At 51.3% G+C, this 10,096-nt stretch carries 9 protein-coding genes; 2 read left to right on the plus strand and 7 right to left on the minus strand.

The window, feature by feature from the left end; translation table 11 throughout:
* Positions 1–264: 264 nt before the first annotated feature.
* The 4 genes from cyoD to cyoA all read right to left on the minus strand — a co-directional run bounded on the left by cyoD (position 265) and on the right by cyoA (position 4,287).
* Complete coding sequence (gene cyoD / locus L1N85_RS25960) at positions 265–612, minus strand: cytochrome o ubiquinol oxidase subunit IV (RefSeq protein ID WP_235241919.1); 348 nt, start codon at positions 610–612, stop codon at positions 265–267.
* 1 nt (position 613) lies between these two features.
* Positions 614–1,255 (minus strand): cytochrome o ubiquinol oxidase subunit III, encoded by a 642-nt coding sequence (gene cyoC, locus L1N85_RS25965; protein ID WP_235241920.1) that lies wholly within the window; start codon positions 1,253–1,255, stop codon positions 614–616.
* Positions 1,255–3,225, minus strand: a complete 1,971-nt coding sequence (locus L1N85_RS25970) for a cbb3-type cytochrome c oxidase subunit I (RefSeq protein ID WP_235241921.1) — start codon at positions 3,223–3,225, stop codon at positions 1,255–1,257. Before L1N85_RS25970 ends, cyoC begins: the two co-directional genes overlap by 1 nt.
* Before the next feature lie 63 nt (positions 3,226–3,288).
* The gene (gene cyoA, locus L1N85_RS25975; RefSeq protein ID WP_235241922.1) at positions 3,289–4,287 is read right to left on the minus strand and encodes a ubiquinol oxidase subunit II; all 999 of its coding nucleotides are present in this window, start codon (positions 4,285–4,287) and stop codon (positions 3,289–3,291) included.
* A 301-nt stretch (positions 4,288–4,588) separates the two neighbouring features.
* Here cyoA and L1N85_RS25980 point away from each other — a divergent pair, with 301 nt between their 5' ends.
* A complete protein-coding gene (locus L1N85_RS25980; RefSeq protein WP_235241923.1) occupies positions 4,589–5,836 on the plus strand; it encodes a polysaccharide deacetylase family protein in 1,248 nt (415 codons plus the stop codon).
* Positions 5,837–5,920: 84 nt separating this feature from the next.
* On the opposite strand, the gene L1N85_RS25985 is transcribed toward L1N85_RS25980, so the two are convergent.
* The 3 genes from L1N85_RS25985 to L1N85_RS25995 form a co-directional block, all read right to left on the minus strand.
* The gene (locus L1N85_RS25985; RefSeq protein ID WP_235241924.1) at positions 5,921–6,205 is read right to left on the minus strand and encodes a hypothetical protein; all 285 of its coding nucleotides are present in this window, start codon (positions 6,203–6,205) and stop codon (positions 5,921–5,923) included.
* A gap of 180 nt (positions 6,206–6,385) precedes the next feature.
* Positions 6,386–8,491, minus strand: coding sequence for a transglycosylase domain-containing protein (locus tag L1N85_RS25990; protein WP_235241925.1), 2,106 nt, complete (start codon positions 8,489–8,491; stop codon positions 6,386–6,388).
* Positions 8,492–8,838: 347 nt separating this feature from the next.
* Positions 8,839–8,994 carry a hypothetical protein gene (locus L1N85_RS25995; RefSeq protein WP_235241926.1) on the minus strand — a complete coding sequence of 52 codons (156 nt, stop codon included), beginning with the start codon at positions 8,992–8,994 and terminating at the stop codon, positions 8,839–8,841.
* A gap of 95 nt (positions 8,995–9,089) precedes the next feature.
* On the opposite strand from L1N85_RS25995, the gene L1N85_RS26000 reads away from it, so the two are divergent.
* Positions 9,090–10,096, plus strand: a 1,007-nt coding sequence (locus L1N85_RS26000; protein ID WP_235241927.1) for a peptidoglycan-binding domain-containing protein, incomplete at its 3' end; no start/stop codon positions are given.

Here is a 10,096-nt window from a genome sequence, read left to right on the forward strand (position 1 = left end):
CGGGGATAGCCTAATCCATATATTTGCCCGTTAGGGTGAAGTTCTTAGGAATCCCCTTCTTCAAAAATCAATTGATTTTAAGAAGGGGTAGTTCAATGTTGGAAAAGAATTACCCAATAAAAAAGTGGCTCGGGAGAGCAAATTTAGTGGACAAATCCAACATAGTGTGCCAAGGTGGCTCGGGAGAGCAAAGGTAGTGTGCAAATCCAACATATAAAAGGCTGAGCCGAGGTTATGGGAACCTAGGCTCAGCCTTTTGTCGGTTTAAGTCGCAACCGCGTTGTAAGTCATAATCCAGATCGAGCCGGCGACGATCGTCAGCAGGATGACGAGGCCGAAGATGAGCGCCATCAGATTGAAGCGCGGCTTCTCTTCATCGCGAATATGCATGAAGAAGATGAGCTGCACCGCGAACTGGAGAACGGCCATCACGAGAATGAGCACGGTTGTTGCGGTTTTGTTCAATAGGTCATTCATGACGATGACAAGCGGAATGACCGTTAGAATGATCGAGAACAAAAAGCCAATGACGTAGGACTTCATCGATCCGCCGTGGGAGCCATGAGCGTCATGAGCGTCGCCTGAACCTGCATGCGTGTTATGCTTTTCCATCCTACATCACCCCCATCAAGTAAACGATCGTAAATACGAAGATCCATACGACGTCCAAGAAGTGCCAGTACAAGCTGATAATGTTCACCTTGCGCTTCGTGACCGGGGTGATGCCGCGGCGACGCAGCTGCAGCATCAGCGCAATCATCCAGACAAGGCCGACCGAGACGTGCAAACCGTGCGTACCGACCAAGGTGAAAAAGGCCGACCAATAAGCGCTTGTGCCGATGTTCGCACCTTCATGCACCAGGTGTATAAACTCGGTTACTTCCAAATAGATAAACGATGCGCCAAGCAGCGCGGTAATCGCCAGCCACAGGATGAGGCCGCGTTTGTTGCCCTTGTTCATCTCGAGAACTGCAATCCCGCTCGTAAAGCTGCTCGTCAGCAAAATAAACGTCGAGATAATAATGCCGTTCATTTCGATCAATTCGGCACCGGTCGGTCCTCCGTCTGTGTTCAGACGGAGGACGACGAAGGTCGCGAACAACGTACCGAATAAAATAACGTCGGTTATTAGAAACAGCCAGAAGCCGAACGTCTTCATCGACTCTTGGTCGTGATGCCCGTCATGGTGACCGCCGCCGTGACCGGCACCGTGTCCGCCATGCGCTCCTGCTGGAGTAGAAACTGCATTTGCCATTATTTTGTCCCCCTTAACGCGGCTTCCGTACGTTCAATCTCGTCAACCGGAATGTAATAGTCGGTATCGTAGGAGAACGAACGGATAAGCATGCATACGGCTACGCCGATCAGACCTGGGATAATCATCCACTTCCAATCCCATACGAAGCCGAAGCCGGCGGTGAACCAGCATACCGACATGATGAACGGAATGCCTGAATTTTTCGGCATATGAATCGGCTCAAGCGGTGCGAGCGGTTTGGCAGGCTCGCCTGCGGTGATGCGCTGCTTTTCCTCCCACCAATCGTCTTGATGCGTAACCTGCGGCAAACGCGCAAAGTTGTAGAGCGGCGCAGGCGAAGGAATCGACCATTCGAGCGTGCGGCCATCCCAAGCGTCTCCGTCCTTCTCTTTCTTGTAAAACTTAATGCTGTGAGCGATTTGCCATACTTGGAAAATAAACGCCGCGCCCATCAGGAATGCACCGACCGTGGAAATCACGTTAAGCGGCTGCCAGCCCATGTCGAAGTTGTACTCATTCACGCGCCGCGTCATACCCATTAAGCCAAGCGCATATTGCGGCATGAAGCAGACGTAGAAGCCGATGTTCCAAAACCAGAATGCCCATTTGCCGAGCCCTTCATGCAGGCGGAAGCCGAACATTTTCGGCCACCAGTAATAGAGACCCGCGAAATATCCGAACACGACGCCGCCGATCAGCACCTGGTGGAAATGTGCGATCAGGAAGTAGCTGTTGTGGAACTGGAAATCGGCCGGCGCGACGGAAAGCAGCACGCCCGTCATCCCCCCGACGACAAAGCAAGGGATGAACGCGACCGTCCACATCATTGGAGTGGGGAATGTAATGCGGCCGCGGTACATCGTGAACAGCCAGTTAAACACCTTCACCCCGGTCGGTATCGCAATAAGCATCGTCGTTAAGGCGAAGAACGCGTTGACATTAGCGCCGGAGCCCATCGTGAAGAAGTGATGCGCCCAGGTGAAGAAGGAGAAGAAGCTGATCGACATAAGGGCGAATACCATCGATTTGTACCCGAACAGCTTTTTCTTCGAGAAAGCCGACACGATCTCGGAGAAGATCCCGAATGCCGGCAGGATAACGATATACACCTCAGGGTGTCCCCACATCCAGATGAGGTTGATATACATCATCGGATTTCCGCCGCCGTCGAGCGTGAAGAAGTGCGCGCCCAGATAGCGGTCGAGGAACAGCAGGAACAACGTAACCGTCAAGATTGGAAAAGCGAACATAATCGTAATACACGATGACAGCACCGACCATACGAACATAGGCATTTGCATCAGCTTCATGCCCGGCGCACGCATTTTCAGAATCGTCACGACAAAGTTAATGCCTGTCGCCAAGGAGCCGATACCCGAAATTTGTATGCCCCAAATATAGAAGTCCTGGCCAAGACCGGGACTGCCAGACAGCTGGGATAGCGGCGGATAAGCGAGCCAGCCTGCATCCGGCGAGCCGCCGATAATGAACGATACGTTAAACAGCATGGCGCCGAAGAAAAACATCCAGAAGCTAAGCGAGTTCAGGAACGGGAAGGCCACGTCGCGCGCGCCGATCTGCAGCGGGACGACGATGTTGAACAAACCGAACATGAGCGGCATCGCCATGAACAAAATCATAATAACGCCGTGCGTCGTGAAAATTTGGTTATAATGCTCGGCGTTTAGAAATTCGACCTCAGGAACGGCAAGCTGCACCCGCATAAGCAGCGCATCGACACCGCCGCGGAACAGCATGAGAATTGAAGCGATAATATACATGATACCGATTTTTTTATGATCAACGCTGGTCAACCATTCGGTCCACAGCCACTTCCACTTTTTGAAATAGGTGAGTACAAACAGGATCGCGACAAGCGATAAAGCGATGGAAACCTGAGCCCCTAAAATAAGCGGGTCGCCTGTCACGAAAAACTCGGACGCAAAATCCTTTATTTTGTCCAACATTGGGTGACCTCCTAACGATTTATGAAGCAAAACTCACGTAAATATGCCAGTGGACCTGGGCGATTAATGTCCCCCATGATGGTGAGAGTTGCCGTCCGCGCTGCTTTCTGCTGACTCATCCGATTCACCCGCATCCGCAGAAGCATCCTCATCGTCATCCGCTGCTGCGGCAGGCTCGGCTGCTTCGCCGCCGTGATGCTGATGCGCGCCGCCGTCTCCGTTTACGTACTGCGTTACGATTTTGTCGAACAGGCCTTCTGGGATGCTCGAGAATAAAAGTGTATCGGATGCGCCGGGCTCCGTCAGCTTCTCGAAGCCATCCATCGTCAGCGCAGGTGCGCTGCCTTTGACTTCCTCAATCCAGGAAAGGTACTCCTCTTCTGAAGATGCGTCCACCGTGAACGTCATTTGTGCGAAATCCTTGCCGTTAAAGTTCGCCCCAGAGCCGTAGTAACTGCCCTGCTCGTCGGCCTGCAGGTAAAGCGTCATTGCCATGCCCGACATGGCGTAAAGCTGGCCGCCGAGCTGCGGAATCCAGAAGGAATTCATGGCGGTATCGGATGTGAGCTGGAACTTAACCGGCACATCCTCCGGTATTTTAATGTAATTGACCGTTGCTATGTTCTCTTCCGGGTACTTGAACAGCCACTTCCAATCCAGTGACGTGACTTGAATCGTGATGGGCTCCTTCTCTGAAACGAGCGGCTTGGAGGGCTCAAGCTCATATGTGTACTTGACTGTGATGACAGCCAGAATGAGGATGATCACAATCGGAATCCCCCACCATATAATCTCGAGCTTCGTGCTATGCTCCCAATTCGGTTTATAGGAAGCCTTGCTGCCGGGCTTATCGCGATATCGCCATACAATAAAGGCCGTCAGAATGAGCACCGGAACGATGATGACTGCGCATAGTATGGTTGAAATATAAATTAAATCTTTTTGAGACTCGCCGATCGGCCCTTTCGGGTCGAGCACGATGAATTGCTCGCCGCAGCCGGAAAGCGTAAGGGCCATTAGCAAAAAAAGTACAGGTGTAAGCATTCGAATAAACCGACTCATATCTATTTTCAACTCCTCAAATTCCTGCTTACGACTACAATAGCAGATCCGCTCCGCAATAACTGCGGGGTTAACAATTACGTCAATAATTCGTCTTTTTTCTGTAATAGAAAGTTCACGGCTTCGACATAAGCGAAAATTTCCAATGAAACAGCCAAACTAGCAGCGCCTGGGACCAAAAAAATAGAGACAAATGATAGACAATTGTCATATACTTACAAGGTTGTACATAAGCCGGAAGTCACCATGTATATAAGACAATAGGTTCAAATGTGCTCTATTTTATCATTCGGGGGTCTTTATGCGCAGTCGTCGTTTTGCCTTATTTATGTTGGTTTTTCTATTCCTTTCATTAAGCGCAATGCCCCGCATGGAAGTGCATGCGGAAAGCGAAGGCATACAGGTTATTAGGCCTGCGTATGGAATGATTAATATTCTAGTCGATGTGAATCTATTAAATAATCAGTTGGCGCAGTATTCATCCCTCTCCTTAAGGTCATTCGATAAGCAAGAGCTTTATCATCAGGCCGTACAGCAGCTGAATGACGGCAGCTTTGACCACAGGGCGTTTCTTCAAAGGTATAAGCTTGAGCCGAATAGCAGCATGCCCAACGAAAAAAAGCCTAAGAGGCTGTATACGCATCAGCTAATCCAAGGCGGCTCCTTTCTATTAAATAAAGAAGCCCAAACCAGCTTCTCCTATATTTTCGTATTGTATGACGCATCCGGCTATCCTATCTATTATAAGTATGCCGAGCTCCCGGACATCGAAGTGAAGATGAGCACAAACCCGACGATCGTCGCGCTAATGTATCATCACTTCACGGAGAAGAAGGAAGAACAAACCAGCGTTACGGTGCATAAGGATATGTTCAGGAAGCAGCTTCAGGCGTTGAAGGCAGACGGCTTCGTATCGATCAGGCAGCAGGAGCTGTTAGCCTTTCTGAAGGGAGACAAGCGCGTGAAGCTGCCCGAGAAATCGGTTATCATTACGATTGATGACGGCTACGAAAGCAATTATAAGCTGGCGTATCCTATCCTCGTGCAGGAGCAATTTTATGCAAGCATTTTCGCTGTAACGTCCTATAGAGGAAAAACGCCTTCCATTTACCCGCACTTTACTTGGGAGCAAGCATCAGAGATGTACAGCTCCGGCTACGTTGATATACAGAACCACACGCATGAATCACATTACTATGGCACTACCACAGGTAGAACAAGGCCTGCGCTAATCTCCCGTCTTATCGTAAATAATCGGTTGGAGAGCCAATTTGTTTATGAGAAACGAATTTATAACGATATGAAAAAGGCGAAGTCGCTTATCGAACAGCATATCGGCAATAAGGTAATCGCACTTACTTATCCATATGGAAGCTATAACCAGACCGTCATTAATAAGGCAGCAGCATCGGGTCATTCTCTCATGTATACGATCAAAGAGGGAGTTATAAGGAAGGGTTCGAACCCGCATGCGCTCCCGCGTATCAATGTGGACGGCAAGTATTCGGCAAAGGCCATGATGGATCGGATATACACCCATCTTCGTTAACCGTCCAAATGCCAACAAAAAAATGACGTATAAGCTGCTGGCAGCTTATACGTCATTTCTGATTTTACGGGCGCACCCGGGATGCTAGTTGTCCTCGAATGAAGTCGGCGGCTGCTCTTGATGAAGCCGTGCATGCACGAGCCCAATTGCTGTACCGATGACATAAATATGAACGCTTCCGATTAAAAATCCGATGCCGACCATTAGTCCGACATTCTGGTCGCTGAAATGGCTCAGGTTAACAAGGCAGAGCAGAACGCCGATGCCGAGAACGGACCAGGCGATTGCGGTCATGGCTTTCACGAGTCGCTTGACATCCGATTTGGAGGACTGAGCATGGCTGATTGTTGCTGTTTTGGTTGTCATCATGAACACTCCCGATCAATTGTAAGTGTTTTCTTACCGCTACTATACCATAACCATATGCGGATGTTCAAAGAAAATTCACTTTTTGATCATAAATCGGACAAAAATGTGCGAAGGCCTCAGCTAATCTAACTAATGAAAATAGCCCCTGAATTTGTCGAATCCACGATTGCACAGACAGCTTTAGTCCGTCCACCAGCGCTTGAAATCCGTCCACCAGGAATGATGCCCATTCTTCTTCGCCTCATCCTTCTCGGCATTCGTATCCGCCTCATCCGCTGAAGCGGGCTCGCCGCATACGTCTATCGGTTCCGTACCGGCCAGAAAGGTTTCCATACGTCTATTCGGGCAAGTATCGGCAGCAAGCTTGCCGCTGGCCGGATCAACGTATACCTGAACGACCCCTTCCGGTATCGGGAAAATCTTCGGCGGAACCGCGGCCAGCGCCTGCTCCGTAAATTTGGCGAATATCGGAGCTGCCCGGTACGCTTCCGCGACAGTAAGCTTGCGGTCCTTGTCATAGCCGACCCATACGGCCGTTGCCAGCTCGGGCGTATAGCCGACAAGCCAAGCGTCGGTTGGGGTCGTGCCTGTCTTGCCGGCGACGGGCCGCTTCAATATAGAAGCGACGCGATGGGCCGTTCCCCCTTCGTCAAAGACGCTTTCCATTAAGCTCGTCAGAACATAGGCTTCCGCGGAATCAATTGCCTGCACCGAATGCCGCTTCGCTTCGTATAGTATTTCTCCCTTGCGGTCCTCGATCCGAATAATGGCAATCGGGTCGACATGGATACCGCCGTTGGCGAACGTGCCGAACGCGGAGGCCATTTCGAACGGGCTCACAGGGTAGGTACCGAGCGCAAGTGACGGGAGAGGCTGCATGGGACTTTCAATGCCGAGCTTTCTGGCTGTTTCGATCACCTTGTCGGCGCCTACGGTCATGATCGTATTGACCGCATAAATGTTATCCGAGCTGGCAAGCGCCTTGCGCATATCAATGTAATCGTTGATGTATTTGTCGCCATAATTATGCGGCTCATAGGTTTTGCGGCCTTCATCATAAGAGAACACGGTCGGCTCGCTCTTGAAGCGGGTCACAGGCGACATATAGCCGCTCTGCAGCGCGGTCAGATACAGGAACGGCTTAAACGAGGAGCCGGGCTGCCGCGTTTTCGCGAAGACGCGATTGTATTGGTTTTGTTTGTAATCCCGGCCGCCCACCATCGCCTTAATATAGCCGCTTCTGGGATCAATCGAAATTAGGGCCGCCTGCTGCCCGGAGCTCTCCGGCAAGCCCTCCTTGATGACCTTCTCAGCTGCCGCCTGTGCGACGGGATCCAGCGTCGTATAGATCGTTATGCCGCCTTCGTACAACAAATGCTCGTTGATGCCGAGTTTATCGACAGCAACATAGCGAATATAGTCACGGAAGTACGGCGCAAAGCCCTCCTGCTGGCCTCCAAGCGGTTGGAAGTTCAGAACCTCCGCATAGGCGGCGTCCGCTTGTTCAGATGTAATGGAACCGCCCTCGAGCATAGCCTGCAGAATCGTAAGCTGCCGGTCCTTCGCGTTTTTCATGTTCAAATACGGGGAATAATATTTCGGACCCTTCGGAATGCCGGCGAGCATGGCGCTCTCAGCGAGCGACAGCTCGGAGGCATGCTTATTGAAATACATCATCGCGGCCGCTTCTATGCCGTACGAGCCGTGGCCGTAATAAATTTGATTCAAGTACATACCGAGAATTTCGTCCTTCGAATAGCTCATCTCAAGCTGAACGGTGTACATCGCTTCCTTGAGCTTGCGCTGCCAGGTCCGCTCATGCGTCAAATATAAGTTTCGGGCCAGCTGCTGCGTAAGCGTACTCGCGCCTTGGCGGGCGGACATGCTTTGGACATTGACCATCACGGCGCGCGCCATTCCCTTCATATCGAAGCCGCGATGATCAAAGAAGCGGCGGTCCTCAATCGCCAAGGTGGCATCCACAACGTAGTGCGAAATGTCAGAGAGCTGCACGGAGCGGCGATTCTCGCCGGCGTGAAACGTATCGATTACATTGCCGTGGAGATCGAGCATTTGCGACGTTTGGCTGATGGAGGAAACAGGCAGCGATTGCGTGCGCAAATAAATAAGCGTGCCAAGCATGACGAGCACGAGTAAGGTGAGTGCGGCGGCTGCCCATCGCAGCCCCTTTTTCATTTTGAGAACATGGGGAAGAAACCTCTCGGTTATAATAGGAAATACAGGTCGGCGACGGGGCTTACCCTGCCGTTTGGAAGGCTTATTCATGGAGCAGGCTCCCTTCAGCGCAAAGCTTCACTTTTCCTTAGTATGGAAAAACGGGGGACTAGCTATTCACGCTGAACGGGCGATTGATGAATTTTTCCATAACCCTTGCCGTGGATAGAGTATTAAACAACCCTCAACTCAACCGCATTGTCGATAATTGAAAGAAATTTGCAGAAATGGTATTGACAAAAGATTACAGTTTACTATATCGTTTTGAATTATCAGGTATATAATTCCAAGCTTCATTCAAGGACGAGTGAAACCTACTATTAAACACGGAGGTAGATATGTTGTTATGCCACCCATTTTTCAAACAAGAACAACACCCGCACTGATTGCCTCGGCATTCAGGCAAGCTTCCAGATCAACCTCAACAGCTTTATCCGTACCCCGGGCAACATCAGCACCCGCGAAGACACCTCAGGCTCCCTATAGGCCAACCGCTTCCAGCGCAGCACAAGCCCAGGCATCTTTGATCGCATCCAGGAAACCGATAACATCAAGTACGACTTCTCCTCCTGCCGCTGGCTCGACGCCAAGGCCCTCTGTTTTGGCTCAGCAGAGCTATCAAACGGTCGGAAGATCCATTGATTTGAAAGTGAGCGATACGAAGGTCACCCAGTCAGCCAAACAATCACCGGAAGCCAATCAGCGCGAGTACCTGAACAACCTGGTCAAGCAAGGCGGCAGCAGCACTTCCTGGGCCAAGCAGGAACTGGTCAAAATGGACGAGCAGGCCAAACGGCACAATCAACGCGAGTATTTAACTCGGCTGGCCACACAAAGCAACCCCGGAGCTGCTGCATGGGCGAAGTCGGGCCTGAAGGAGCTTGAGCGCACGGAGCAGCGGGAACAATTGCTCGACAAGGCCCAGCGAGGAAGCAAGACCGCTAGTCAAGAACTGAACAGCATGTTCCGGGCCGAAGACCAGACTAGCTTGAAAAAGCTTGCCCAAAGCAACGATCCGCTAGGCCGGATGGCTCGAACGGAAATGAGCCGAAGAGAGCAGGAAGCGCGAGCGCTGACTGCCCTGCAAGCGCAGCGTGCCAATGCCAGCAATAAAATGATCGACATTGGCGATCAGGGCGAATCCGTCAAAGCCGTGCAGGAAAAGCTGCGAACGTTAGGTTATAATATAGCTGCAGATGGTCAATTCGGTGCGCAGACACAAGCCGCTGTTAGACAATTTCAACGTGATTACGGGATCAAAGCCGACGGCGTAGTAGGCAACCAGACGTTCAGCGTCTTGGGAGCGGCTCATTCCACGCGCCATGCGAGCGACACCATCAAGGCCGCCGCCGTTCAAAGCGCCAAGCAGTCCCGACCAGGCGACATCTCCGGGCATACGCTTATTCTCTCGGAAGCCTCGATGAACAACGTCTTGCGGGAAGTCGAGCGACTGGCCCGACAAGCCGGACCGAACGCGTATGTCAGAACGAACATTGTGGACAACAAACCCGTGATCGTGGGCATCGGTTATCGGCAACAGCCGAGTGCCAATCCCCGCACCCAGGTCATGAATTCTGGATCAGGAAGCCCGGCTTCCAACCCAGTCCAGAGCGCAACACCGTCGATGAATCCTGTGCAAATAAGCTTGCAAAGCTT

Source organism: Paenibacillus alkaliterrae (genome assembly GCF_021532375.1).
Classification (GTDB): Bacteria; Bacillota; Bacilli; order Paenibacillales; family Paenibacillaceae; genus Pristimantibacillus; species Pristimantibacillus alkaliterrae.

Bases quoted from the DNA above. Each gene is read 5' to 3' on its own strand.
- cyoD (WP_235241919.1), bottom strand. From the start codon at position 612: ATGGAAAAGCATAACACGCATGCAGGTTCAGGCGACGCTCATGACGCT.
- cyoC (WP_235241920.1), bottom strand. From the start codon at position 1,255: ATGGCAAATGCAGTTTCTACTCCAGCAGGAGCGCATGGCGGACACGGT.
- L1N85_RS25970 (WP_235241921.1), bottom strand. From the start codon at position 3,225: ATGTTGGACAAAATAAAGGATTTTGCGTCCGAGTTTTTCGTGACAGGC.
- cyoA (WP_235241922.1), bottom strand. From the start codon at position 4,287: ATGAGTCGGTTTATTCGAATGCTTACACCTGTACTTTTTTTGCTAATG.
- L1N85_RS25980 (WP_235241923.1), top strand. From the start codon at position 4,589: ATGCGCAGTCGTCGTTTTGCCTTATTTATGTTGGTTTTTCTATTCCTT.
- L1N85_RS25985 (WP_235241924.1), bottom strand. From the start codon at position 6,205: ATGATGACAACCAAAACAGCAACAATCAGCCATGCTCAGTCCTCCAAA.
- L1N85_RS25990 (WP_235241925.1), bottom strand. From the start codon at position 8,491: ATGAATAAGCCTTCCAAACGGCAGGGTAAGCCCCGTCGCCGACCTGTA.